The 24,718-nt window shown below is 68.3% G+C and carries 19 protein-coding genes and 1 riboswitch; of the genes, 11 read left to right on the top strand and 8 right to left on the bottom strand.

The annotated features are described in order from the left end of the window. Positions 1-21: 21 nt before the first annotated feature. Both GPA27_RS01580 and GPA27_RS01575 read right to left on the bottom strand, forming a co-directional pair. Entirely contained in the window at positions 22-2,202 is a 2,181-nt protein-coding gene (locus tag GPA27_RS01580) for a S8 family peptidase (RefSeq protein ID WP_169137121.1), read from the bottom strand. A 56-nt stretch (positions 2,203-2,258) separates the two neighbouring features. Continuing rightward, positions 2,259-2,344: riboswitch (cyclic di-GMP riboswitch) on the bottom strand. Between the two features lie 163 nt (positions 2,345-2,507). After that, the gene (locus GPA27_RS01575; RefSeq protein ID WP_169137119.1) at positions 2,508-3,704 is read right to left on the bottom strand and encodes an MFS transporter; all 1,197 of its coding nucleotides are present in this window, start codon (positions 3,702-3,704) and stop codon (positions 2,508-2,510) included. 170 nt (positions 3,705-3,874) lie between these two features. On the opposite strand from GPA27_RS01575, the gene GPA27_RS01570 reads away from it, so the two are divergent. Then, entirely contained in the window at positions 3,875-5,035 is a 1,161-nt protein-coding gene (locus tag GPA27_RS01570) for an NnrS family protein (protein ID WP_169137117.1), read from the top strand. 7 nt (positions 5,036-5,042) lie between these two features. Here GPA27_RS01570 and GPA27_RS01565 read toward each other — a convergent pair whose 3' ends face one another. Further along, positions 5,043-6,101, bottom strand: coding sequence for an RNA methyltransferase (locus tag GPA27_RS01565; RefSeq protein WP_169137115.1), 1,059 nt, complete (start codon positions 6,099-6,101; stop codon positions 5,043-5,045). A gap of 312 nt (positions 6,102-6,413) precedes the next feature. On the opposite strand from GPA27_RS01565, the gene GPA27_RS01560 reads away from it, so the two are divergent. The 4 genes from GPA27_RS01560 to GPA27_RS01545 all read left to right on the top strand — a co-directional run bounded on the left by GPA27_RS01560 (position 6,414) and on the right by GPA27_RS01545 (position 10,547). After that, entirely contained in the window at positions 6,414-6,806 is a 393-nt protein-coding gene (locus GPA27_RS01560) for a hypothetical protein (RefSeq protein ID WP_169137113.1), read from the top strand. A 77-nt stretch (positions 6,807-6,883) separates the two neighbouring features. Then, the gene (locus GPA27_RS01555; protein ID WP_169137111.1) at positions 6,884-8,026 is read left to right on the top strand and encodes a rhodanese-like domain-containing protein; all 1,143 of its coding nucleotides are present in this window, start codon (positions 6,884-6,886) and stop codon (positions 8,024-8,026) included. Between the two features lie 267 nt (positions 8,027-8,293). Beyond that, on the top strand, positions 8,294-9,910 hold the full coding sequence (locus tag GPA27_RS01550) for a tetrathionate reductase family octaheme c-type cytochrome (RefSeq protein ID WP_169137109.1): 1,617 nt from the start codon (positions 8,294-8,296) through the stop codon (positions 9,908-9,910). Positions 9,911-9,932: 22 nt separating this feature from the next. Then, the gene (locus tag GPA27_RS01545; protein WP_169137107.1) at positions 9,933-10,547 is read left to right on the top strand and encodes a cytochrome b/b6 domain-containing protein; all 615 of its coding nucleotides are present in this window, start codon (positions 9,933-9,935) and stop codon (positions 10,545-10,547) included. Between the two features lie 6 nt (positions 10,548-10,553). Here GPA27_RS01545 and GPA27_RS01540 read toward each other — a convergent pair whose 3' ends face one another. The 4 genes from GPA27_RS01540 to GPA27_RS01525 form a co-directional block, all read right to left on the bottom strand. Continuing rightward, entirely contained in the window at positions 10,554-11,123 is a 570-nt protein-coding gene (locus GPA27_RS01540; RefSeq protein ID WP_169137105.1) for a VTT domain-containing protein, read from the bottom strand. A 214-nt stretch (positions 11,124-11,337) separates the two neighbouring features. Next, on the bottom strand, positions 11,338-12,801 hold the full coding sequence (locus GPA27_RS01535) for a DegQ family serine endoprotease (protein ID WP_169137103.1): 1,464 nt from the start codon (positions 12,799-12,801) through the stop codon (positions 11,338-11,340). A gap of 103 nt (positions 12,802-12,904) precedes the next feature. Further along, entirely contained in the window at positions 12,905-14,215 is a 1,311-nt protein-coding gene (locus GPA27_RS01530; protein WP_169137101.1) for an ATP-binding protein, read from the bottom strand. Next, positions 14,212-14,874, bottom strand: coding sequence for a response regulator (locus tag GPA27_RS01525; protein ID WP_169137099.1), 663 nt, complete (start codon positions 14,872-14,874; stop codon positions 14,212-14,214). Before GPA27_RS01525 ends, GPA27_RS01530 begins: the two co-directional genes overlap by 4 nt. Positions 14,875-15,014: 140 nt before the next feature. Between GPA27_RS01525 and GPA27_RS01520 the strand changes: the two genes are divergently transcribed. From GPA27_RS01520 to GPA27_RS01505, 4 genes are all read left to right on the top strand, one after another. Then, a complete protein-coding gene (locus tag GPA27_RS01520; RefSeq protein ID WP_169137097.1) occupies positions 15,015-15,578 on the top strand; it encodes an SRPBCC family protein in 564 nt (187 codons plus the stop codon). 233 nt (positions 15,579-15,811) lie between these two features. Beyond that, entirely contained in the window at positions 15,812-16,501 is a 690-nt protein-coding gene (locus GPA27_RS01515; RefSeq protein ID WP_169137095.1) for a winged helix-turn-helix domain-containing protein, read from the top strand. After that, positions 16,491-17,882, top strand: a complete 1,392-nt coding sequence (locus tag GPA27_RS01510) for a sensor histidine kinase (protein ID WP_169137093.1) — start codon at positions 16,491-16,493, stop codon at positions 17,880-17,882. Before GPA27_RS01515 ends, GPA27_RS01510 begins: the two co-directional genes overlap by 11 nt. Before the next feature lie 265 nt (positions 17,883-18,147). Further along, positions 18,148-19,137: a TerC family protein gene (locus GPA27_RS01505; protein ID WP_169137091.1), complete on the top strand. Its 990-nt coding sequence runs from the start codon at positions 18,148-18,150 to the stop codon at positions 19,135-19,137. A gap of 85 nt (positions 19,138-19,222) precedes the next feature. Here the strand turns inward: GPA27_RS01505 and GPA27_RS01500 are convergent, their stop codons facing one another. Further along, positions 19,223-20,800, bottom strand: coding sequence for a calcium-binding protein (locus GPA27_RS01500; RefSeq protein ID WP_169137089.1), 1,578 nt, complete (start codon positions 20,798-20,800; stop codon positions 19,223-19,225). A 544-nt stretch (positions 20,801-21,344) separates the two neighbouring features. On the opposite strand from GPA27_RS01500, the gene GPA27_RS01495 reads away from it, so the two are divergent. Both GPA27_RS01495 and GPA27_RS01490 read left to right on the top strand, forming a co-directional pair. Further along, on the top strand, positions 21,345-22,640 hold the full coding sequence (locus GPA27_RS01495) for a DUF445 domain-containing protein (protein WP_169137087.1): 1,296 nt from the start codon (positions 21,345-21,347) through the stop codon (positions 22,638-22,640). 131 nt (positions 22,641-22,771) lie between these two features. Continuing rightward, positions 22,772-24,634 carry a sulfatase-like hydrolase/transferase gene (locus GPA27_RS01490; protein ID WP_169137084.1) on the top strand — a complete coding sequence of 621 codons (1,863 nt, stop codon included), beginning with the start codon at positions 22,772-22,774 and terminating at the stop codon, positions 24,632-24,634. Positions 24,635-24,718 lie beyond the last annotated feature (84 nt).

Here is a 24,718-nt window from a genome sequence, read left to right as displayed (position 1 = left end):
CCGCTGACAGGACGCCGTGCGTCAGAACGCCGTGCGATACACGACGCCGGACTGCATGTCGCGCTCGCCGGCGACGTGATTTGCGTTGTGGCGGGTCGCCAGGAGCACCGACAGGCTTGACGCGGCCGACAGCGGACGCGCGTAGTCGAGGCCCAGCTTCAATTCGCGGCTGGTGGCGGCAAGCGCGATGCGCCGCGATTCGAACACCGTGTCGCCGGCTGCGGTGATCGCGACCGGCATCGAAATCCTCGCGGTACCGGCAGTGAGGCGCAGCGGGCTCGACAGCGTGAGGGCGAAGCGGTCGCCGCGCGTCAGTCCATGATGGCCGATCAGGCCGAGCGCGAAGGATTCGGAACGGACGCCCTCCGCCGAGCCGAGCAGGGCCTTGCCGTGCGTGTCGGCGGTGCGGCCGGCCGAGTAGCGTGCGGCGAGCAGTGTGTCCCGGCCGACATGGTAGCGCGCGTGCGCTGTGATGGTGCGCGTACCGGCCCGCTCCAGCGCCAGGGCATCGCCGGCGACGCTGCCGAGCCACGATTCCCGTTCGGCGACGTCGGCGTACTGGAGGCCGATCAGGCTGTCGCGTCCGAGGGCGTAGTTCAGCTCGGTGATCGCTGCGCGGCCGCCGCCGACTTCGGACCATTCGTGCTGGCGGACCATTGCGGCGTTGAGTCCCGCGTCGAGGACGCCCGCCTTGAAGCTCAGCGCATCGCGGGTGAGGCCGAAGGCCAGTTGCGCGGACGTGCGTGCGAGGCCGAGGTAGGGATTCGCCAGGTTGTGGTCGGTGCCGGCGAGCCCGAAATAGCTGCCGGCAAGGCTGCCGGTCGCGAAGGCCAGCTCCTGCCCGCCGGCAAGGCTGAACACCGCGCTGCTGGCGATCAGGCTGCGGTGGGCGTCGTGCGCCGCGCGCAGCCCCTGGGGACGTCGCTCCTCGACTGCGGCGACGAAACGCGAACCGTCGGCGTGCACCTGCTCGGTGAACTGCAGCGAGCGGCCGGCCATGTCGAGCGCGTCCGAGATGCGCTCCACGGCCGGTGCGCGGATACCGGTGCCGAAGTCGGTCGCGAAGTCGCGGTTGAAGTCGTCGACCGCGATGCCGCGGAAGCGGCCGTCGACGACCGCGGCGCGCAGGCCGCTCCACGACGCGACCGAGCTGCGCAGGGCGGCGCTCGAGCGCCGGACCTTCTTCGGCGACGTCCCCAGCGGCACGGCGAGCGTGCCGACCGGCTGCATCGCGCGCTCGACGTTGAGCAGGCCCCGGCCATAGGTCGCGTCGACGCCCGGATCGCCGAGGTCGGTCGCGGTCTGGAACAGGATGGAGGCGACCTGGCCGGCCTTGAGCTGCGGCCAGCTGCCTTCGAGCAGCGCAGCAGCGCCGGCGACGACCGGTGTCGCCATCGAGGTGCCGCTCATGAACGCGTAGCCGCCGTTGTTGTAGGACGACAGCACGCTCACGCCCGGCGCGACGAGGTACCAGTTCGCGGTGTCGCCGGCGCGGTTGGAGAAGCTCGCGAGCTGGTTGTTCGCGTCGACGGCGCCGACGGCGATGATCTGGCCCTTCGCCCAGCTCTCCTTGGCATAGCGCGCGGGCCAGATCGGGGCGTCACCGCCCTCGTTGCCGGCCGCCGCGACGATCAGCTTGTCGGCAGTGATCGCCGAGCGCAATGCGTTCTCGACGCTGCCGCCGAGCGGACCGCCCGCGCCCAGGCTCAGGTTGATCACCGCCACGGCGCGCGTGCCCGCCGCGGTCTTGAGGCCGGCCGCGAGGGAGGTGCTGCTGGCCGTCCCGGTGTCGCTGGCGAACACCTTGATCGGCAGGATCTTCGCATCGGGGGCGATCCCGTAGCTGTAGCCGGTCCCGGTCGAGCCGGCGATGATGCCGGCGACGTGGGTGCCATGCCCGCCGCCGTCGGTCGGCGCGATCCACTTGCGGATCGTCGCGTCGTACATGCGGGTGCCGGAGAGCTGGGTGTCGAGTTCGATGTGGTTGCCCTGCACGCCGGTGTCGAGGACCGCGACCGTCGCACCGCGGCCGGTGTAGCCGGCGGCGTGGGCGAGATCCGATTTCACCTGCACATGGACCCGGTTCCAGGCGATCTCGCCCGACGTGAGCGGCGCCCCCTGCCGGACGGCGTCCTCGGCAAGCGCCGACAGGGGGAAGGCGGTCGCCAGCGCGATCGCGAGAAGGGTGGGGTAGTGTCGCATGATGCGCGTCTCCTGGTGCTGCGTGAAACGCCAAGAGCGCTCGATCCGGTGATCGTTACGGCAACCCCGCTAGCATGTCCGTGGAGGATTTAGCCCGGAGGATTTGCGGCCCCGCCTTTCGACGGGTGTGCCCTTGACGCGCGAAACGTCGCACCGTGAAGGCTGCGACTCCTGCATTAACGGCAGGTCGTGCGGCAACTGTAGGGGCTTGTTCGGAAAGGGATATTGATGGTCGTCAAGGGCGCGCGGGGGCCAAATTCCGGCCCCTCGGAGACGCAGGCCGGATGCGGATCTGCGCAGATGTTTCAGCGCGTTCGCATGAGCACGGCGAGCAGCGTCGCGCCCGCCAGCGCGGCGCCGGCGTGGAAGGTCCAGGAGGCGCCGAGGCTTTCCCACAACAGGCCGGCGAACGCGCTCGCGACCAGCAGGCCGATGCCGCTGACGAGGTTGAAGACACCATACGCGGTGCCGCGCAGCGCGGCCGGTGCGGTGTCGGCGATCATCGTCGCGAGCAGGCCCTGGCTCATGCCCATGTGCAGGCCCCACAGCACGATGCCGGCGACGAGCCAGGGCCAGTCGGCGCCGCGTGCGAGCGCGAGGTCGGCGCCGATCAGCACGACCAGTCCGAGCGCGAGTAGGCGCGCGTGGCTCATGCCGTCGGCGAGGCGCCCGAAGGGATAGGCGGTCAGCGAATAGACGACGTTCATGCCGATCAGCACCAGCGGCGTGTAGGCGACCGGCAGGCCGGCATCGAGCGCGCGCAGGACGAGGAAGGCCTCCGAGAACCGCGCCAGCGCGAACAGCGCGCCAATGCCGACGACCCACCAGTAGGCGCGCGGCAGCAGGCGCAGGTTCTCGCGCTGGATCGGGTTGAGGACCGGGATTCCGGGCGGCCGTTCCGGTTCGCGCACGCCGAAGAACAGCAGCGCGACCGAGAGGAAGCCCGGAATGATCGCGACCCAGAACACCGCGCGGAAGTCGTTCGCCCACAGCAGCATCAGCCCCATCGCGAGCAGCGGGCCGAGGAAGGCACCGACCGTGTCGAGCGACTGGCGCAGGCCGAAGGCCGCGCCGCGCATCTGCGGCGGGGCGATGTCGGCGACCAGTGCATCGCGCGGCGCGCCGCGAATGCCCTTGCCGACGCGGTCGATCAGGCGTGCCCCGAGCACCATGCCGGAGCTCGTCGCGAGCGCGAACAGCGGCTTGGAGATCGCGCCCAGCCCGTAGCCGAGCACCGCGAGCGGCTTGCGCTTGCCCCAGTAGTCCGAGAGCGCGCCGGAGAAGACCTTGACGATCAGCGCCGTCGCTTCCGCCGCACCTTCGATGAGGCCGACCGCGAGTGCGCCGGCGCCGAGCGAGGTGACGAGGAACACCGGAAGCAGGCTGTGGATGAGCTCGGACGACACGTCCATCAGCAGGCTGACGAAGCCGAGCATCCAGATCGCGGCCGGCAGCTTCGGTCGGGCCGCGGCCGGGGTTGGCGCGGATGAGGCGTCTTTCATGGTCCGGTACCGGGGCGAATCCGATGCCGGCATTCTGGCATGCCGAACGGATCGGGAAAATGACGTTGGGCGGGAAATGTCCGAGATCAAGGATGCGCGCGCGACCCCTGCCTAAGATCGGCTGTCCATCAACCCCGCGGCTGGCATTTTTCGAGCCGTTCGTCCCGAACATGACGTTTATCGCCCACCCCCTCTGGCTCGTCGGTTTTCGCCCCTTCTTCAGCCTCGCGTGCCTGGCGGGGCTGAGCCTGCCGCTCCTGTGGGCGTTGATGTTCAGCGGCGTCCTGCCGGCGCCCGCGGGGCGGTTTACACCGGTGCAGTGGCACGCGCACGAGATGTTCTTCGGGTTCGGCTGGGCCGTGATGGGTGGTTTCCTGCTGACGGCGTCGAAGAACTGGGTGCAGATCCGCGGCTATCACGGCCCGGCGCTGATGTGGCTGGTTGCGGCGTGGCTGTTCGAGCGCATCGGCATGGCCTGGGGCGGCGCGTGGCCCGCGGCGCTGTTCTGGCTGTCGAACACGGCCTTTCTCGGCAGCATCGTCGCGATGCTGCTATGGACGCTGATCCGCTACCGCAGCCGGGACAGCTTCCGCGACAACTACTTCTTCCTCGTCGCGCTGCCGCTCTTCATCGCCGCGAAGCTGTTGATGCTGGGAGGCGACAGCTTCCAGTCCGGCGTGACGATGGCGATCGGGCTCTTTCGCGTCGCATTCCTCGTGATGCTCGAACGCACGCTGACGCAGTTCATGAAGGGCGTGTTCCAGGTTGAGATCCTGCGCCATCCGCTGCTGGACAATCCGATCAAGCTGACCGCGCTGTCGCTGGTCTTTGTCGCCTGGATGCCCAAGCCCATGGCCGGGGCGCTGCTGGTCGTGCTCGCCTTCCTGCTCGTCGCGCGCCTGGTCTTCTGGAAGCCGCAGCTCGCGATGCGCCGGCTCGAGCTGGCGGTGATGTACCTCGGTTATGCGGCGATCGTCATGCAGCTGCTACTCGAATTCGCGGCCTTGCGCGCGACGCCGGCCTGGGTCGGGAGCCTGTCGGTGCACGTGTTCACGTTCGGTGTGATGGGGCTGATCATCCCCGCGATGCTGGTGCGCATCTCGAAGGGGCATACCGGGCGCAAGGTCGTGTTCGACGCGGGCGACAAGCTGATGCTGTGGATCATGATTGGCGCCTTCATCGCACGCGTCGTGCTGCCGCAGCTCGTGCCTGCCGCCTACACGGGCTGGATCCATCTCGCCGCCCTGGCGTGGGCCGCGTGCTTCGCGATCCTCGGCTGGCGCTACATCCCCTTCCTGCTCGCGCCGCGCGTCGACGGCAAGGAGCACTGAGCGCGGATCAGTCCGTCCGCAGATCCGCGTCGGTTGCGGAAAAGCGCCGCAGCACGGCCGGCGTGCGCGGCACGACCTTGCGTGCGCGCAGCTGACCGCAGCCGCCGTCGACGTCCTGCCCGGCGGACTGGCGCAGCTTGGTGAGCACGCCGCGTTCGTGCAGCCGGCGGGCGATCGCCTCTGCGTGCGCGCGTGCCGGGCGCGCGAAGCCGAAGCCTTCGACGCTGTTCCACGGGATCATGTTCATGATCGCGTACTTGCCGGCGAGCAGGCGCACGATGCCGTCGATCTCCTCGTCGGTGTCGTTGATGCCGGCGAGCAGCGTCCACTGGTACTGGATCGGATAGCCGGTCGCGCGGGCGTATTCTTCGCCGCGCGCGACGAGCTCTTCGGGCGTGATGCGCGGGGCGCGCGGCAGCAGCTCTGCGCGCAGATCGGGCCGCGTCGTGTGCAGCGACAGCGCGAGCGCGGGCTTCACGCGCCCCTGCGGCAGGCGCTCGAACACGCGATGGTCGCCCACCGTCGAGAACACCAGGTTCTTGTGCCCGATGCCGCCCTCGGTGCCGAGGAAGTCGATCGCTTCGAGCACGTTGTCGATGTTGTGCGCCGGCTCGCCCATGCCCATGAACACGACCTTCTTGACGAAGCGGCGGGCGCGCGCGAGCACCACCTGGGCGACGATCTCGGCACTGCCGAGCTGGCGGATGAGGCCGTCGCGGCCGGTCATGCAGAAGGTGCAGCCCACCGCGCAGCCGACCTGCGAGGACACGCACACGCCGTCACGCAGCAGCAGGACGCTCTCGACCGACTGGCCGTCGGCAAGCTGCACCAGCAGGCGTGCCGAGCCGTCCTCGCCGGGGTGTTCCGAGAGCACCCGTGCCAGCCCGTGCAGCTCGTCGCCCAGCGCCGGCAGGGCGCCGAGGATGCGCGGCGAGAGGAAGCCGTCGGCGCGCTTGCGGCCGCTGTCGAGCGCTCGCGCCTGGGCCCACGCGCGCAGGATCGCCTGTTCGTGGCAGGGCTTGGCGCCGAGGTCGCGCAGTCGCTGGCGGAGTTGTTCGATACGCATGGAGGAACGGCACGCGGCACGCTGGCTGGCGCGGATGAATCGGGTCGGACGAGGCTGCGCCGGGGTGCCCGGGAGGGCGGTTTCGTTGCGGCGCACAAAAACTTTGCAGTTTACACCCGATCCCGGGGGCTTGCCGGGAAAACGCGCCGCGAAGTGACCTGGGTCACAGTTAAATAAGAGAATAATTAAATTCGAATTTAATGCTGATAGAATGGCTCCAGATTTCGTATGCCCTTGGGTTCCCCGGGCTGCGACCTGGAAGCGGGCCGACGGGCAGGCGAAGACAGTTTCCGCAAACCGGAGTGTCATGTCATGAAAACCCGTCAACTGTTGCTCACGGCCCTCGCTGCAGGCCTCCTCGGCGCGAGTTTCGGCGCCGCCGCCTACGACGCCGACTGGAAGCGCGGCCGCATCTACTACCGCAGCGTGTGCACGGCCTGCCACGCCGCCCAGACAGGCGGCTCCATCGCCCCCAGCACCATGACGATGGCGCAGTGGGAGAGCTACCTCAAGGCCGACAAGCACGCCGCCGGCAAGGACTCGCTCAGGAGGTACGTCGGCAAGGACTACCGCGCCGGCATCCGCTCGCAGAACAAGGCGGCCGACAAGTTCGCCGACGTGCCCGACGCCGAGCTGCTCGAGGACGTCAAGGCCTTCGTCATCAAGGGCGCGAAGGACGGCGACGCGCCGGCCAGCTGCAGCTGATCACCCGCTTGGAAGCATCTTCGGACGCCCGCCCGCAGTCGCCGCGGCAGGCGCCTGTCATCGTTCAGGGAGCCATCATGAAACTCCAACGCACCTTGGCCCTCGCGGCCCTGCTTGCGGCGCTGGGCGCCGCCCCGATCCCGTTCCCGAGCGGCGCTGCGATCGCCGCCGATGCGCCGGCCGCCGTCGAGGCGAAGGCCGGCTGGTACGGCCAGATCGTCGATGCCGAGTTCGTCGCCCGCCATGCCGTGCTGCCCAAGCCGGAAGGGGTGCAGATCATCGACTCGCGCCCGACCGCGCGCAAATACGATCCGGGCCACATCCCGACGGCGCTCAGCATCCCCGACAGCCAGTTCGACAAGCTCGTCGACAAGCTGCCGCAGGACAAGGCCACGCTGCTGATATTCTATTGCGACGGGCTGGAATGCATGTTGAGCCACAACTCGGCGTTCCGCGCCGAGAAGCTCGGCTACACGAACATCCGCGTGTATGCGGCGGGCTTCCCGGACTGGGTCAAGGCCGGCCACATGGCGGCGATCTCGGTGCCCCAGCTGAAGAAGCTGATGGACGAGGGCGCACCGCTGACGCTGGTCGACTCGCGCCCGAAGGAGCGCAAGTACGACAAGGGCCACATCCCCGGCGCGATCAGCCTGCCCGACTCGCAGTTCGACAAGCTCGTCGACCGCCTGCCGGCCGACAAGGCGAGCCCGCTGTACTTCTACTGCGAAGGCCTGAGCTGCAAGCTGAGTTCGGATTCGGCCGTGAAGGCGGTGAAGCTGGGCTACACGCAGGTGAAGGTGGTGCCCGAAGGCTATCCGGAATGGGAGCGCCTGTACGGCGCCGGGGCGACCGCGGCAGGCGGCGCCGCGAAGCCGGCCATCCAGGCCGGCAAGGAGAGCGGCACGATCACCGTCGCGTCCTTCGAGCAGATCTACAGGGATGCGCCCGCCACGATCCAGCTGATCGACGTGCGCGAACCGAACGAGTTCGCGGCGGGCACGTTCAAGGGCGCGGTCAACGTCCCGGTCAATACGCTCGAAAAGCGCATCGACGAGCTGCCGGCGGACAAGCCCATCGTGTTCTTCTGCGGCGCCGGCGGGCGCAGCGGCGAGGCGCACGACATGGTGCAGCTGTACAAGCCGGCGCTGAAGACCTTCTTCCTCAACGCCGACATCAAGTGGGCGCGCGACGGCAGTTACACGATCGTCGAGGAGAACTGATAACGCGGCAATAAGTGTATGCAGTCTGCAGCGGCACCTTGTTCCTCCCCCTTCAAGGGGGAGGTTAGGAGGGGGATGGGTTTCGGTCACGTCTGCATAACCCATCCCCAGCCCGGGAGTCTCCGCTTCGCTCCGCCGCTGCGGCGGCGCAGAGCGGTGCTCCGCGAAACCCCACCTCCGCCCCCTTGAAGGGGAGGGAGCGACCGTGCAGCACTGAACCTGACATCACGTATTCATTGCTGGGTTAATAGCCACCAGGGAATCGCCATGAAGACGAATCGACCGAATCGACTTGCCCGCTATTGGCGGGCCACACTGCTCGCCGCCGCGCTCGCCGGCGGTGCCCTCGCGGGGAGCGCGGCGCTCGCTGCGACGACGGCCAGCACCGCCGATCACGCCAAGTTCAAGGAGCTGCAGCAGAGCTTCGCGTCCGGACCCGAGGTCACCAAGGCCTGCCTGATCTGCCACACCGAAGCCGCGCAGCAGGTACACCAGACCAAACACTGGAGCTGGGAATTCCTCAATCCCGCCACCGACCAGACGCTCGGCAAGAAGAACGTCATCAACAACTTCTGCATCTCGGTGCCGTCGAACTACCCCTTCTGCACCAGCTGCCACGTCGGCTACGGCTGGAAGGACGCGAGCTTCGACTTCACGGCCGAGGAAAACGTCGATTGCCTGGTATGCCACGACACGACGGGGAGCTATCGCAAGCTGCCGGGCCTTGCCGGCCATCCGCCCTACCAGGACACCGAGATCCCGCCGGGATCGGGCAAGTTCGCGAAGGCGGTGGACCTGACCAAGGTCGCGCAGAAGGTCGGCCGGACCAGCCGCGACACCTGCGGCGCGTGCCACTTCTTCGGCGGCGGCGGCGACGGCGTCAAGCATGGCGACATGGATTCGTCGCTCGCCGCGCCGGACAGGGAACTGGACGTGCACATGGACGCCACCGGCCTCGACTTCACCTGCGGCACCTGCCACCGCACCTCCAGCCACGACGTGCCGGGCAGCCGCTACACGCCGGTCGCGCGCGACACCGAAGGTGCGCACATCCCCGGCCGTGAGGACGATTCGCTGCCGGCGACCTGTCCCGCGTGCCACGGCCAGGCGCCGCACAGGGGCGGCGGGCATGCGGCGAAGCTCAACGACCATACCGACGTCGTCGCGTGCCAGACCTGTCATATCCCGCAGATCGCGCGCGGCGGGGTCGCGACCAAGATGAGCTGGGACTGGTCGACCGCCGGGCAGATGGGACCCGACGGCAAGCCGATGCTGAAGAAGGACGAGGCGGGGCGGGTGATCTACGATTCGAAGAAGGGCGACTTCGTGCTCGGCGAGAATGTCGTGCCCGAATACCGCTGGTTCAACGGCGAGGTCACCTACACGCTGCTCGGCGACACGGTCGACAATCGCGAGGGCGTGACGCGCATCAACCGCCTCGGCGGCAGCGCGACGGACGGAAAGTCGCTGATCTGGCCGATGAAGGTGTTCGTCGGCGTGCAGCCCTACGACCCGGTGAACCGCACGCTGGTGACGCCGCACACCGCGGGCAACGACGACACCGCCTACTGGAAGAACTTCGGTTGGGAGAGGGCCATCAAGACCGGCATGCAGGTGTCGGGCGCGGCGTTCTCGGGCCAGGTGGACTTCGTCCGCACCGAGATGTCGTGGCCGATCACGCACATGGTCGCGCCGAAGGAAAACGCCGTGCGCTGCGGCGAATGCCACATGCAGGGCGGACGCCTCGAGGCGATCGGGGGCGTGTACATCCCGGGCCGTGACGCCAACCCCCTCATCGACCTTTTCGGCTGGCTGATGGCAGGCGGCGCGCTGCTGGGCGCGCTGGTGCATGGCGGGCTGCGCATCGTGCGGCGCAACGGCTGAACCCAGGCAGGGAGAGATCACCATGGAACGCATCTACATCTTCAAGCGCTTCGAACGCTTCTGGCACTGGTCGCAGGCGCTGCTGATCATCCTGATGATGGTCACCGGCTTCGAGATCCACGGCACCTACACCCTGCTGGGCTACGGCGACGCCAGCGAACTGCACACCAGCGCGGCGTGGGCGCTGATCGCGCTGTGGGTGTTCGCGATCTTCTGGCACTTCACGACCGGCGAATGGCGGCAGTACGTCCCGACGACCGAGAACCTCGTCGCGATGCTGCGCTACTACCTTAGCGGCATCTTCACGCACGCGCCGCACCCGTTCCGCCAGACGCAGCTGCGGAAGCACAACCCGCTGCAGCGCCTCGCCTACCTCGGCGTGAAGCTGCTGATCAACCCGCTGATCTGGCTGAGCGGGCTCGCGTATCTGTATTACAACGAGATCAACGCCGCCGGCTTCGGGCTGGATCTGGGCGGCGTCGCGCTCGTGCATACGGTCGGCGCCTTCCTGATGCTCGCCTTCCTCGTCGTGCATGTGTATGTGATCACCACCGGCCACACCTGGAGCAGCCACCTCAAGGCGATGATCACTGGCTGGGAGGAGATCGAGGATCCGCAGGCGGGCGTGAAGTCCTGAGGCGGGCTATACGTCGCCGTTGTCCGTGCCCTGTTTGCGGCCGCGCCGCAGCAGGGCGCCGAGCGACTTGCCGACGCGCTCCGGGAAATGGCTGGACACCCACGCGAAGGCGCCGTACTTCAGCAGTTTGCCGGCGAACATCGCGGCGAACACGCCGGCATAGTCCGGGCGCATCGCGCCGAAGAACATCAGCGCGGGCGTCTGCGGCAGTGGCGACGCGGCGATCAGGAACAGCGCGGCGGTGCCATAGCGCTGTCCCCAGGCGACGACCTGCGCCCAGGACGAATCCGTCGCAAGCTCCGGGAAGCGTTCGTAGAGCTGCGTCCAGCCGAGGTGGTGAAACACCAGCATCAGCACGGTCGCGCCGATCGCGCTGCCCAGCGCCGACACCCCGGTGATCGCGCGCCAGCGCCCCGCAGCCATCAGCGTTGCCGGCACGACCACGGCCGTCACCGGCCAGGCCGCCGTCAGCGTGCCGAGGAAGGACAGCGCGACGCAGGCGAGCAGCAGGCGATGCCCGGCCTCGGCGAAGCGCAGGATGCGATATATCAGGGCTTCGATGCGGGCGAGGAACATGCGGAGAAATCGGGCGGGAGCAGGGTGGGGGGAGCAAGGTGGTTCGCCATGCCGGCGCCTTGCCCGCACCGTCCGCTCGCGTCCGGCAGGACTCGGCCGGGCAGGCGTCAGGGGGGGCGACGCCTGCCCGGCCGTCCATGCGGTGCCCCTCAGGCTGACAACCTGTCGTCCCCCGGGGCACTGACGCAGGGCGACAGTCGGCAATCGTGGCGGATCAGCCCAGTTCGATCGGCACGAAGATGCGCGCGTCGCCGCGTTGGATCAGTAGCGCGACGTGCTTGCCGGCGTCGGTGAGCTGCTTGCGCAGATCGTCCACGCGATTCACGTGCTTGCCGTTCACCGCGAGGATCACGTCGCCTTCCTCGATGCCGGCGCGGGCTGCCGGACCATACGAGTCTAGCACCAGAAGTCCGCCCCGCGTTTCCGCCTCCTTCTGTTCTTCCGCCGTCAGCGGGCGCACCGATACCCCGAGGCGGCCGCCGTCGTCGGGCGGGGCTTCTTCGACCGCCACCTTCTCGGGTTGCTGCTCGCCCACCGTGACGGTGATCTCCTGTGCCTTGCGTTTGCGCCAGATCTCCAGTTTCGCCGGCTTGCCCGGGGTGATGAGGGCGACGCGCGGCGGCAGTTCGGCCGACGACGCGATTGCCTCGCCGTTGAATTTCAGCACGACGTCACCCGGCTCGATCCCCGCCGCCGCCGCCGGGCTCCCCGGCTCCACATGGCTCACGAGTGCGCCGCGCGCGACGCTCAGCCCGAACGAATCGGCCAGGCCCTGGTTCAGATCCTGGATCGCGATGCCCAGACGCCCGCGCGTGACCTTGCCCTGGGCGAGCAGCTGGTCCTTCACGTGCGCCGCGACGCTGATCGGAATCGCGAAGGACAGCCCCTGGTAGCCACCGGACTGGCTGTAGATCTGCGAATTGATGCCGACGACCTCGCCTTTCAGGTTGAGCAGCGGCCCGCCCGAGTTGCCGGGGTTGATCGCGACGTCGGTCTGGATGAAGGGCACGTAGCCTTCGTCGGGCAGCGAGCGCGATTTCGCCGACACGATGCCCGCGGTGACGCTGTTCTCGAAGCCGAAGGGCGAGCCGATCGCCAGCACCCAGTCGCCGACGCGGATGTCCGTGGGGTCGCCGAGCGGCACGGTCGGCAGGTCCTGAGCGTCGATGCGCAGCACCGCGATGTCGGTCGGCTTGTCGATGCCGATGACCTTGGCGGTGAACTCGCGCTTGTCGGTGAGCTTCACCGTGACATTGTCGGCGTTGGCGACGACGTGCGCGTTGGTGAGCACGATGCCGTCGGTGCTGACGATGAAGCCCGAGCCCTGGCCGTGCGTGATCTGCTCGCCCGGCTTGCCCTGACCGCGTGGCGCGAAGCGGCGGAAGAACTCCGCAAACGGGTCGTCCGGGTCGAGCTGGCCGAAGGGCGTGCGCCCGCGCGCGGCGGTCTTCACGGTGCCCTCGACGCTGATGTTCACGACCGCGGGACCGTAGGATTCGACGATGCTGCCGAAATCCGGCAGCGACGCCGTCGCGTACGGCTGGCCCGCCTTGCGTACGACCGTGGGGGTGGCCGCAGCAGGGGACTGGTCGACGGAGCGGCCGATTTCGTAGCCGCCCCACAGCGTCGCGGCGATCGCCGCGGTAATGACGGGTAACTTGAGCGCCTGCAATGACATGATCCGGTTCCTCCCATCCCGCATGCACGAAGCAGGACGATGTTGTCACTCTAAGGGCGTCTGACTTAAATCAAACTTAAGAAAGCGCTTAAATTGCCGCGCGTCACGCGGGCGGGAATCCCACCGCGATGCGCAGGCCGCCGAGCGGCGAGGCGTTCAGGATGACGCGCGCATCATGGCGCCGGGCGATGCTGTCGACGATCGCCAGCCCGAGGCCGCTGCCCGATTCCTGCTGGCCGGCCGGGCGGTAGAAACGGTCCAGCACGCGGTCGCGCTCCTCGGGCGGGATGCCCGGTCCGCTGTCGTCGACGCGCAGCCAGCACCGGCCTTCGCCCTTGCCCACCGACACGTCCACACGCCCCCCGGGGGGCGTGTAGCGGATCGCGTTGTCGATCAGGTTGCCTGCCAAGGTGCGCAGCGCGGCCGGGTCGCCCCGCGCCGCGAGGTCGTCGTCGAGCAGGTCGGCGCCGAGATCGATGCCCCGCTCGTGCGCCTGGACGGTGTAGTCGGCGAGCGACTTGCGCGCGATGTCGGCGAGCACGACGCGTTCGTGCTGCGCTGCCGCGCCCTCTCCGGGTTCCTGGCGGGCGAGCGTCAGCAGCTGCTGCACCAGGTGCGCCGCGCGCGCCAGCCCGGTGCGCAGCTCCCCGAGCGCCGCGGCGCGTGCCGTTTCATCGCGGGCCCGTTCGCACAGCTGCAGCTGGATCTGCAGCGCCGCCAGCGGCGTGCGCAGCTCGTGCGCGGCGTCGGCGACGAAGGCGCGCTGCACGCTGAGCGCCTGCCGCAGCTGTTCCAGCAGCTCGTTCAGCGCTCGCACCAGCGGCTGCGCCTCGTCGGGGATGCCCTTCAGCGGCAGGGCGTCGAGCGAATCGGCGCGGCGCGTGGCCACCTCCTGGGCGAGCCGTTCCAGCGGGCGCAGGCCGCGGCCGACCAGGTACCAGATCAGCGCGCCCAGTAGCGGCATCAGCGCCACCAGCGGGATCAGCGTGCGCAGTGCCGCATGGGCGGCGAGGCGGCTGCGCACGGCCATCGGCTGGGCAATCTGGATCACGTGGTCGAGCAGCGGAATGGAATACACGCGCCAGTCGCCCTCCGCAGTCGTGACGGTGGTGTAGCCGAGCTGCGCGCGGGCGGGCAGGGCCGTGTGCGGGTGCGAGAGGTAGAGGCGCACGCCGGTGTCGTCCCAGATCTGGATCACCAGATCCAGCGACTCCTCGGGCGGCGCGAGGGGGCCGACGTTCGGGCCCGCCAGGCGCCGGTCGCGCAGCGAGAGCGCGAACTGGCGCAGGTTGTAGTCCATCAGCGCGTCGATCTCGTTGTGCGCCATGCGGTAGGTCGCGATGCCGCCAATCGCGAACACCAGCACCAGCGCACCGAGGAGCGAGAACAGCAGCGTGCGGCGCAGCGAGTTCATGGCCGCTCCGGCACGTAATAGCCGACGCCGCGCAGGTTGCGGATCCAGTCGGCGCCCAGCTTGCGGCGCAGCGAGTGGATATGCACCTCGACGGCATTGCTGTCGACCTCTTCGTCCCAGCCGTAGATGCGCTCCTCGATCTGGCTGCGCGACAGTGGTCGGCCGGGGTGTTCCAGCAGCGCCGACAGCAGTGCGAATTCGCGCGCCGAGAGCCGTATCGATTCGCCCGCGAGCGTCACCGCGTGGCTGGCGGGATCGACCTGCAGCGCGCCCAGCGTCTGGACGGGGCTGGCCTGGCCGCGCTGGCGGCGCAGCAGCGCGCGCACGCGCGCCGAGAGTTCGTCGAGGTCGAAGGGTTTGACGAGGTAGTCGTCCGCGCCGGCATCCAGTCCGCGGATGCGGTCGGCGACGGCATCGCGGGCCGTGAGCACGAGCACCGGCATCGCGTGGCCGGCCGTGCGCAGGCGCTGCAGCAACTCGATGCCGTCACGGCGCGGCAGGCCGATGTCGAGCAGCAGCAGATCGTAGGGGGTGTCGCGCGCAGCGAGTTCGCCGGCGACGCCATCGCGCACCCAGTCGACGGCATAGCCGTCCTGGCGCAGCGCCTGCTGCACGCCGGCACCGATCATCGGGTCGTCTTCGATCAGCAGCAGTCTCATGGTCGCGAACAAGGGCGGCGGGCGCTTTTGGACTATTCTAAGCGATTGCACTGCCGCACACCGCGGCACTCCACTACGCTTGCCCGTGTCCCCTCCTGCCTGTTGTCATGGGCCGCCCACCTTCCGACCGGATGTCCGCCATGTTCCGTCTTCTCCGTCGCGGCCTGCCGCTCATGCTGGCCTTGTCCTGGGTGCCGAGTGCGCCGGCGATCGATGACGCGGCCGCGGTCGCGGACAAGGACGTGCGGGTAGAGCGCAATGCGGGCGGCTTCACCGTCGATATGCTCGCCCACGCGCCGGTCAGCCCGGCGCTGGCGTGGGAGGTTCTGACCGACTTCGACCACATGGCGGATTTCGTGCCGAACCTGCATACGAGCCGGGTGACCGAGCGCGGTGAATCCTTCATGCGCGTGCACCAGACCGGAGTCGCGCGCTACGGCGTGTTCTGGACGAGTTTCGAATCGGTGCGCGAAATCCGCTTCTCCCCGCCGAACGAGATCCGTGCGCAGGGCGTTGGCGGCAACGTGAAGCGCATGGAGAGCCTGATGCGGCTCGAGGCCGAACCGGGCGGCACGCTGCTGCGCTATCACGCCGAAGTGCTGCCGGATTTCTGGTTGCCGCCGCTGCTCGGCCCGTCTTTCGTGCGGCACGAGACCGCCGAGCAGTTTTCCGCGATCATCCGCGAGATGGTCCGGCGGCAGTGAGTGCCGCCGTCCGGATCATGAGCGCCTTGCGGCCGCCTCGTCGAGGCTTGCCCTGCCGGGGGCGCACGTGCGTCAGGCAGGTGCCCCTGAAACCGGACGGTTTTCCCCGCGGCCGAGTGCGCGATCGATAGCCTGTCGCGCGCCGACCGGCATAAACTGCGCGCGAGTGCGATCACCCCGGACGGTGGCGTGGTCGTCCGCCTGATCCACGACGCCGGACCGCGCAGAAGCAAATGAAGATACTCCTGGTCGAAGACGATCCGCAGCAGGCCGCATACATCCGCAAGGGCCTGCAGGAAGCGGGGCACATCGTCGACGTCACCGCCGATGGCCGTGACGGGCTGTTCCTCGCCACCACGGAAAGCTACGACGTCCTCGTGCTCGACCGCATGCTGCCGCGTGTGGACGGCCTCACGGTGTTGCGCACGCTGCGTGCGTCGAACGTCGCGACGCCGGTCGTGATCCTCAGCGCGCTGGGCGAAGTCGATGACCGGGTCGCCGGCCTGCGCGCGGGCGGCGACGACTACCTCGTGAAACCGTTCTCGCTGATCGAACTCGTCGCCCGTCTGGAGGCGCTGGCGCGCAGGGGGGCGGTGTCCCGGGAAGGCGCGCCGAACACGCGGCTCGCCGTCGCCGACCTGGAGATGGATCTCCTGCGCCGCGGCGTCACGCGCGGCGGACGGAAGATCGACCTCAAGCCGAAGGAGTTCCAGTTGCTGGAATTCCTGCTGCGCCATTCGGAGCAGGTCGTCACGCGCGCGATGCTGCTCGAGGCCGTGTGGAACTACCATTTCGACCCCCAGACCAATGTCATCGACGTGCATATCTCCAACCTGCGCGCGAAGATCGACCTGCCGGGGCTGCCGCCCCTGATCCATACGGTGCGTGGTGCCGGCTACCGCCTGAGTACCGATGTCGCGTGAGACCCGGCCGGGCGGGCTGCGCGCCTGGCTCGGTAGCCCGTTCTACCGCTTCGCCATCGCCCTGCCGGCCGCGATCGCGCTGATCGTCGGGGCGCTGTTCTACCCGCTGTTCCGCGAGGCCGAAGGGCATATCCGCAACGAGGTGCGCGCGGCGATCGCGCTCGAGATCAATGGCCTGGACGAGCACTTTCACGAGCGCGGGTTGGCGGGGCTGCGCGACGCCCTGCAGCGCCGCGTCGATGCCGCAGCGGATCGCGACGCCGTGTATCTGCTGACCGAGCGCGACGGGCGGGTCGTGGTCGGCAACCTGGCCGGCTGGCCCGACGGCGTGCCGGTGGCCGACGAGGCCTGGTTCCACGTCGGCGTGGCCGACGGCAGCACGCTGGAAGGGCAGGTGTTCGTGCTGTTCGGCGGTGACCGCCTGCTGGTCGGGCGCCACTCGCCGCTGGAGTCCTACCAGGCGCACATGACCACCCGCCTGTGGGGTTCGGCAGTGCTGATCATCGTCGTGGCGGCTGCGATCGGCTGGTTCTTCATGCAGCATCTGCACCGCCGGCTCGAGACGCTGGCGCGCGAGGCGGCCCGCATCCAGGAAGGCCACCTCGCGCAGCGCCTGAGCCTCAGTGCGCGCAACGACGAGCTGGACGCGCTGGCGCGGCGCTTCAACCGCGCCTTCGACGAGATCGAGCGACTCGTCGACGCGTCGCGGCACGTCTCCAGCGCGATCGCGCATGACATGCGCCGGCCCCTGATCGCGTTGCGGCGGGCGATCGACGAGGCGCGCGAGGCCGCCGCCGCCGACCGGATCCTGCACGAAAGACTCGAGGGGCTGGGGGCGCAGACGGATGCGTTGCTGCGCACCTTCGCGGCGCTGCTGAGTCTGGCGCGCATCGAGGTCGGCGCGCTCGGACCGAAGTGGCAGCCGGTGGATCTCGCCGCGCTCGCGGCCGACGCCCTCGAACTCTATGAACCGCTCGCCGCGGCCGAGGGCAGGACGCTTGTCGGTACGCTCGCGCCGGCAAGCATGCGTGGCGATCCCGACCTGCTGTTCCAGGTGTTGCAGAACCTGATCGAGAATGCGCTCAAGCACGGCGCGGGGACGATCGCCCTGGATGTTGCGGCGGGAGATGACGTCGTCGTGCTGAGCGTGCGCGATCATGGCGCGGGGGTTCCCGACGCCGCGTTGCCGCGGCTGTTCGAGCGCTTCTTCCGCCTCGACGAGAGCCGCAGCGCGGCCGACGGGGCTGGGGTCGGGCTGGCGCTGGTCAGGGGCATCGTCGAAGCCCACGGCGGGCACGTGTCGGCGCGCAATGCCAGTCCGGGCCTCGCCGTCGAGCTGGAGCTCCCCGTCGGCGGAGCGCGGCCGGCGCCCCTTGACTGATGGCGCCGGACGTTCTATTTTTCTTTCGTCCCAAGGGGGAGTAGCTCTCCGCCGCGGCGTCGTCAATTCGGCAGTCCCCGCACGGGGGTTGCCCGGCGCCCGGGCAGTCGGTTCCTGACGGCTGCGAGCAAGACCTTTGCCGCGATGGCGGAGGTCCCCTTGTCAGATCCACGGCCCTTCATCCTCGCTGGACAAAGGGCCGTTCTGTTTTGTGCGCCTGCGGCGCGACAGGACGGACTGGCGGATCCGACTAGGAGGGAACCTCATGGAAACGATTGGTACATGGTGGATGTGGGCGGGCTTCTTCGGCATCGTGTTGGCGATGCTCGCGGTGGACCTGTTCGTCGTCGGCGGCGGCCGGCAGCATCGGGTGAGTTTTCGCGAGGCAGGGACGTGGTCGGCAGTCTGGGTGGCCGTTTCCCTCGCGTTTGCGGCCGGCCTGTGGGGCTATCTCGACGGTTCGCTCGGGCGCGAGGTGGCGAACCAGAAGACGCTGGAGTTCCTGACCGGCTACCTGATCGAGAAATCGCTCGCCGTCGACAACGTGTTCGTGTGGCTGATGCTGTTCGGCTTCTTTGCCGTGCCGCTGGAACTGCAGAAGCGCGTGCTGGCCTACGGCGTGATCGGCGCGATCGTGCTGCGCACGGTGATGATCTTCGCCGGTGTGTGGCTGATCGCGAAGTTCCACTGGATCCTGTACGTCTTCGGCGCCTTCCTGCTGTTCACCGGCGTGAAGATGTGGTGGTTCGCGGAGGCGCAGCCGGACCTCGCGAACAATCCGCTGATCCGCTGGCTGCGCGGGCACATGCGCATCACCGAGCATCTCGAGGGCGAGCGTTTCTTCGTCATGCGGCACGAAGGCGGGCGCCTCGTGCGTTACGCGACGCCGCTGTTCCTCGCGCTGGTGCTGGTGGAAGTCTCCGACGTGATCTTCGCGGTCGACTCGATCCCCGCGATCTTCGCGATCACGACCGACCCCTTCATCGTGCTGACGTCGAACGTGTTCGCGATCCTGGGCCTGCGGGCGATGTACTTCCTGCTGGCGGGCATGGCCGACCGCTTCTCGCTGCTGAAATATGGCCTGGCGCTGGTGCTGGTGTTCATCGGCACGAAGATGCTGCTCATCGACGTGATCAAGATCCCGGCGGCGGTGTCGCTCGCCGTCGTGGCGGCGATCATCGGCGGCGCGATCGTGCTGTCGCTGCGCCGCGGCGCGGCAGCGGCGAAGACTGCAACCGAGGGGCGCGGGACCTGAGGACGGCGCCGGCGTGAACGGAAACGGGGCAAGCGCCTCGCCGGATGCGGCGGGAGGGCTTGCCCCGGGGTGAGCCTGATGCGGCTTAGATGACGGTGACGTCGTCGAAGGCGAGGCCCGAACCGACGTTGACGTTGGCGATGTGCACCGCTGCGCCGGCGGCGTTGCCGTCCGCGTCGTAGTACAGCGCGCCGCTGGTGCTGTCGAAGACGAGGAAGTCGTCGGCGTCGAGGGCGACGGCACCTGCACCGGTGACGAAGTTGCCGGCCGCGAGTGCGCCATCGGTGGTGAGGGCGGTGAACACGCTGTTGTCGATCCAGATCTCGTCGGTGCCGTGGACGAAGTCGGTGATCGTGTCGGTGCCGGTGAGGTCGTCGAACACGAACACGTCTGCGCCTGCGCCGCCGGTCAGGACGTTGGAGCCGGCGTTGCCATCCAGGATGTTGGCGCCGGCGTTGCCGGTTGCGCTGAACGCGCCGGTACCCGTGAGCTCGATGTTCTCGACGTTGGCGAGTTTCGCGAGGCTGAAGTCGGACGACGCCATCACGGTGTCATTGCCCTGGCCGGCCTGCTCGACGATCTTGTCCTTGGCGTTGTCGACGACGTAGGTGTCATTGCCTGCGCCACCGGCCATGTTGTCCGCATCGGCGCCGCCGTCGATGAAGTCGTCGCCGTCGCCGGCCTTGATGTTGTCCTTGCCGGCGCCGCCGAAGATGTCATCGTTGCCCGCGCCGGCCATGATCGTGTCGTTGCCCGAGCCAGCGTCGATGATGTCGTCGTTGTCACCGGCGGTGACCTTGTCGTTGCCGCTGCCGGCATCGACGATATTGAAACCGTTCCCGGCGATGATGTTGTCGTTGCCGCTGCCGCCGTGGATCTCGTCATCGCCCTCGCCGCCGGTCAGCTTGTCGTTGCCGTCGTCACCGTCGAGGAAGTCGTTGCCAGCGCCGCCGTCGAGGTGGTCGTTGCCTTTGTCGCCGAGCAAGTCGTCGTCGCCATCGCCGCCGGTGAGGTGATCGTTACCCTTGCCGCCGAGGAGTTCGTCATCGCCGGCGAGACCGAACAGTTTGTCGTTGCCGTCGTTGCCGTCGAGCACGTTGTCGAGATCACTGCCGGTGATGTTGTCGCTGCCGCGCGAGCCGACGATGTTCTCGATGCCGGTAAGCGTGTCGGTGCCCTGGCCGCGGGACGTGCCGTTGGTGAGATTGACGGTCACCTTCTTGGAGGAGTCATCGTAGTGCACGGTGTCGTCGCTGCCGGTGCCGTTGTAGGTGTCGTTGTCCTTGTGGCCGCCGTGGTCGTCGAAGTCCGTGCCGAACTGCGCGTGCACGATGTCCTCGACGAAGTCCTCGAAGAGTTCCTCATTCAGAAGCAGGGCGTTGAAGTTCGTCGTCGACAGCGACAGGTCACTGACCAGCATCAGCGAAGCGCTGCCGGCATCGCGGAAGTCGAGGCTGGTGATCGTGCCCGCGCTCAGGTCGCTGGCGGGGAAAGTGCCGGTGATGACGAGGGTGCTCGCATGCGGCAGGTCGTCGCCCTCATAGGTCAGGCCGAGGGTGATCTGCGTCGTCGAGGACGAAAGGACGGTAGTGGAGCTGATGTCGCCCGCCAAATCGTCGGCGTGGTCGGTCGATACGGTGGGGGCGAGGGTGATCGTTGCCATGTGCAGTCTCCTAACAGGCTTCTACAGGGAAATTCGGGACGTCGTTGCGTCGATGCAGGAAATGCTCACCGTTACGCAGTCTGTTCGTTTCTGCCACGGGGCGAATGGTCGGGCCCCATACTGTGAACACATCTGCGTGGTAAAAATTCCCGCGTATTTGCAAGTGCTAGTGTAATCCTCATTCGGAGGGGGTAAAGGCGAGAATGCAAGCAAATGTTTCCGAGCTTCGGCAACCCCGGGGTTGCCGCCCCGGTGTCGGCGACGCTGACCCGATAAGCATGTTGGGCGCGGCCTGCGGCCTTCGCTATGTAGCGTGAAGGGACTCCTGTTACAACTACACCGCTGACGAATGGCGCGCGGCGCGCGACGCACGGAAGGGGGGCGGCGTGATCCGCTGCGGGGCCGCGCAGCCGCGCTGCTGTCCGGTGCGGCGCTTGCGCGTGTAAGCTGAATGCATGGTGCGGAGCATGGAGCGCGGAAGTATGGCAGGCGTGCTTTCCTCGACTGTGAAAATTTGTTCCGGGTTCGGGCCGGAGTGGGCGGAATGAGCGCGTCTGCGGCCGTGGTCAAGGCCCGCGAGCTGGCGAAGATGAAGCGCGTGGCGCTGGCGCTGCTCGTGACGGTGACGCTGCTGTTCGTGCTCGCGCGCCTGCAGCACGGCGCGGGGATCTGGGCCTGGGTCGCGGCCTTCGCCGAGGCGGCGATGATCGGCGCGCTCGCCGACTGGTTCGCCGTCGTTGCGCTGTTCCGCCATCCGCTCGGCTTGCCGATCCCGCACACCGCGATCATTCCGGCCAACAAGGACCGCATCGCCGGCAACCTGGCGACCTTCATCCGCGACAAGTTCCTCGCCACCGACACCATCGTGCGCAAGCTGCGCGCCTTCGATCCGGCCGGCCGCCTCGCGCTCTGGCTGCAGCAGCCGGACAATGCGGCGCTGATGGCCGGCAAGCTCGCGTCGGCGCTGGCGGGCTGGCTGGACTTCATCGACGATGCGCGCGTGCGGCGCTTTCTCGCCGCGGCGATCCGTGGGCGGCTGAAGGACCTCGACCTGTCGGCGATGTCGGGGAAGATCCTCGACGCGCTGACGGCCGACGATCGCCATCAGGAGGTGCTGGACGCCGCGCTCGCGCGTCTGGCGCGATGGCTGGACGACCCGGACGTGCAGGCGGCGTTCGCGGCGATGATCGTCGAGGTGGCGGGCAAGGAATATCCGAAGGTGCTGCGGACGGTGGGCCTCGTGACCGACACCGAGGAATTCTCGCGCCGCATCGCCGGGAGCATCGTGCGCGGCATCAACGGCTGGCTGCACGACATCGGCGACGACCCGCGGCATCCGCGCCGGCAGGCGTTCGACGAATCGGTCGCGGAGTTCATCGGGCGCCTGAAGACGGACGCGGACCTGGCGGCGCGCATCGAGTCCGCCAAGCGCGACATGCTCGCGCACCCGGCGATGGGCGAGTACCTGAACGGCTTGTGGGACGACATGAAGACCTGGCTGCGCAGCGACCTGCAGCGCGCCGACTCGCATCTCGCGACCCGGCTGCGCGGCGCCGCGATGGCCTTCGGGGCGACGCTCGCGACCAATCCGGCGTTGCACGATTCGCTCGACGACCACCTGCAGTCGGCCGTCGTTGCGCTCGCGGACGATTTCCGCGACGGGCTGGCCGATCACATCGCGTCGACGATCCGCGGCTGGAAGGACGAGGACCTGGTGCGCGAGCTGGAGCTGAGCGTGGGCCGCGACCTGCAGTTCATCCGCCTGAACGGCACGCTGGTGGGCGGGGCGATCGGCTTGTTGCTGCATGCGCTGACCTTGCTGGCGGCACGCGCGGGATAGGGTGCGGCCCGCCGGTGCGGGGCGGGCGGGTTTCACGATGTCTTGACATGTGCTCGACGGGTGTTTGACGGCCCCGGCGTCATCCTGCCGCGATTGTGAAACCGTCCGAACCTCGCACCGGGAAACCCTACATGTCCTTCACCCAGACCCAGCTCGTGCTGCGACGCTACTATGCGCTGCTCTACGCCGCGGTTTTCGCGATGATCGCGCTCTTCTGGCCGCATGCCGAAGTGGCGTCGGCCGGCGCCCGCATGTTCCTCGTCGCGGCGACGGCCGGCTACGCGGCCCTGTACGTTGCGCCGCTGTGGATCCTCAGCTCGGTGCTGGGCCGGCTGCTGCGCAGCGTCCCCGGCTGGCGGGTGCAGGTGCCCTACGCGCTGGCCTTCGTCGGCGGCAGCGCCGTGCTGCTGGCGATCTTTGCCGACTACCGCCTGTACGACCTGTACCAGTTCCATTTCAACGCCTTCGTGTGGAACCTGCTCACGACGCCGGGCGGCATCGAGGCGCTGGGCGCGACCGAGGCGACGACGCGCTCGCTGGCGATGCAGGTATCCGTCTTCCCGGTCCTGTGCGGCGTCGCGCTGGTGCTGCTGTACCGTCACGCGACGCATGGCTGGGCGCCGTCGCCGCGCACCCTGGTCGCGTCCATGATGGTGCTGTTCTCGGTGCTCTCGGTGGAGGAGGTGGTGTATGCCTACAGCGAGCACGTCGGCAAGGAGGATTACCTGCAGGCGGCCGAGGCGATCCCCTTCCACCTGCACACCGGCGCGCGCAAGGTGTTCAAGCGCATGGGCATCGAACAGGCCGCCGTGAAGGAGCTGCGTCTCGCGGGCGGCACCGTCGACTATCCCGGCCACGATCTCCCCGCGAAGGCGGTCGCGAAGCGGCCGAACCTCGTCATGCTGGTCGGCGAATCCTTCCGCTGGGATCTGCTGAGCCCGGAGATCACGCCCAACCTGTGGAAGCTCTCGCAGCAGGGGACGCGCTACGAGCAGCACTACAGTGGCGGCAACCGCACGCGCATGGGCCTGTTTTCGATGTTCTACGGCCTGTATGCGCCGTACTGGTACAGCTTCGAGCGCCAGCGCGTCGCCCCCGCCCTGATGAACTTCCTGCGCGACCACGACTACCAGCTCGCGATCCACACCAGCCAGAGCTTCGACTACCCGGAGCTGCGCCACACGGTATTCACCGGCGTGCCCGAGGCGAACCTGCAGGAGCTGCAGAAGGGCGAGCCGTGGCGGCGCGACGCGCAGAACATCGACGACCTGATCGGCAAGTTCGACCACCGCAATGCCGACAAGCCGTTCTACGGTTTCATGTTCTTCGAGTCCACCCACGCGCCCTACGCCTTCCCGGAGGAGACCGCGCTGCGAAAGGACTACCTGCGCCAGCTCGACTACATGAAGCTCGACCTGCGCGACAACATCGACGCGATCCACGCGCGCTATATCAACGCCGCGCATCACGTCGACGCGCAGATCGGACGCCTGCTGGACCACCTGCGGGCGCAGGGCGAACTCGACAACACGGTGATCCTGTTCACCGGCGACCACGGCGAGGAGTTCATGGAAAAGGGTCATTGGGGCCACGGCCACGGCAACACCTTCCCCGAGGAGCAGATCCGCGTGCCGCTGGTGATCCGCATGCCGGGCCAGCAGCCGCAGGTCGTCACGCATCGCAGCTCGCATCTGCAGATCTCGCCGACGCTGCTCGAATACCTCGGCGTCACGGCGCCCTCGCGCAGCTACAGCTCCGCGGATACGCTCGATCACACCGCGGACAACCTCGTGCTGGGCGAGTACGACTTCATGGGCATCTTCGACGGCGAGCACAAGATCTCATTCCCCTACACGCGCAGCACCTTCTTCCGCTACAGCGTGTTCGACGCCCAGGACCACCCGGTCGCGCGCGAGGAAGGCAGGCAGGTGCTGGCGGACAAGCAGGCGCTGCTCGACGACGTGGTGCGCGAGAGCAGGCGCTTCGTGCGTTAGTACCGGGGAGCGTGCCGCTGCATCCGGCGCGAGCGTCGGCCGACCCATGCATAATGTGGGCGACGAGCCCACGGTGGTCCGGCC

Source organism: Aromatoleum toluolicum (genome assembly GCF_012911005.2).
Classification (GTDB): Bacteria; Pseudomonadota; Gammaproteobacteria; order Burkholderiales; family Rhodocyclaceae; genus Aromatoleum; species Aromatoleum toluolicum.
Note: the sequence above shows the minus strand (reverse complement) of the source record. Positions and strands in the feature narration are given on the sequence as shown.

What these genes read in the sequence shown, in the direction of transcription:
- GPA27_RS01580 (WP_169137121.1), bottom strand. Translation starts at nt 2,202, where the DNA reads ATGCGACACTACCCCACCCTTCTCGCGATCGCGCTGGCGACCGCCTTC.
- GPA27_RS01575 (WP_169137119.1), bottom strand. Translation starts at nt 3,704, where the DNA reads ATGAAAGACGCCTCATCCGCGCCAACCCCGGCCGCGGCCCGACCGAAG.
- GPA27_RS01570 (WP_169137117.1), top strand. Translation starts at nt 3,875, where the DNA reads ATGACGTTTATCGCCCACCCCCTCTGGCTCGTCGGTTTTCGCCCCTTC.
- GPA27_RS01565 (WP_169137115.1), bottom strand. Translation starts at nt 6,101, where the DNA reads ATGCGTATCGAACAACTCCGCCAGCGACTGCGCGACCTCGGCGCCAAG.
- GPA27_RS01560 (WP_169137113.1), top strand. Translation starts at nt 6,414, where the DNA reads ATGAAAACCCGTCAACTGTTGCTCACGGCCCTCGCTGCAGGCCTCCTC.
- GPA27_RS01555 (WP_169137111.1), top strand. Translation starts at nt 6,884, where the DNA reads ATGAAACTCCAACGCACCTTGGCCCTCGCGGCCCTGCTTGCGGCGCTG.
- GPA27_RS01550 (WP_169137109.1), top strand. Translation starts at nt 8,294, where the DNA reads ATGAAGACGAATCGACCGAATCGACTTGCCCGCTATTGGCGGGCCACA.
- GPA27_RS01545 (WP_169137107.1), top strand. Translation starts at nt 9,933, where the DNA reads ATGGAACGCATCTACATCTTCAAGCGCTTCGAACGCTTCTGGCACTGG.
- GPA27_RS01540 (WP_169137105.1), bottom strand. Translation starts at nt 11,123, where the DNA reads ATGTTCCTCGCCCGCATCGAAGCCCTGATATATCGCATCCTGCGCTTC.
- GPA27_RS01535 (WP_169137103.1), bottom strand. Translation starts at nt 12,801, where the DNA reads ATGTCATTGCAGGCGCTCAAGTTACCCGTCATTACCGCGGCGATCGCC.
- GPA27_RS01530 (WP_169137101.1), bottom strand. Translation starts at nt 14,215, where the DNA reads ATGAACTCGCTGCGCCGCACGCTGCTGTTCTCGCTCCTCGGTGCGCTG.
- GPA27_RS01525 (WP_169137099.1), bottom strand. Translation starts at nt 14,874, where the DNA reads ATGAGACTGCTGCTGATCGAAGACGACCCGATGATCGGTGCCGGCGTG.
- GPA27_RS01520 (WP_169137097.1), top strand. Translation starts at nt 15,015, where the DNA reads ATGTTCCGTCTTCTCCGTCGCGGCCTGCCGCTCATGCTGGCCTTGTCC.
- GPA27_RS01515 (WP_169137095.1), top strand. Translation starts at nt 15,812, where the DNA reads ATGAAGATACTCCTGGTCGAAGACGATCCGCAGCAGGCCGCATACATC.
- GPA27_RS01510 (WP_169137093.1), top strand. Translation starts at nt 16,491, where the DNA reads ATGTCGCGTGAGACCCGGCCGGGCGGGCTGCGCGCCTGGCTCGGTAGC.
- GPA27_RS01505 (WP_169137091.1), top strand. Translation starts at nt 18,148, where the DNA reads ATGGAAACGATTGGTACATGGTGGATGTGGGCGGGCTTCTTCGGCATC.
- GPA27_RS01500 (WP_169137089.1), bottom strand. Translation starts at nt 20,800, where the DNA reads ATGGCAACGATCACCCTCGCCCCCACCGTATCGACCGACCACGCCGAC.
- GPA27_RS01495 (WP_169137087.1), top strand. Translation starts at nt 21,345, where the DNA reads ATGAGCGCGTCTGCGGCCGTGGTCAAGGCCCGCGAGCTGGCGAAGATG.
- GPA27_RS01490 (WP_169137084.1), top strand. Translation starts at nt 22,772, where the DNA reads ATGTCCTTCACCCAGACCCAGCTCGTGCTGCGACGCTACTATGCGCTG.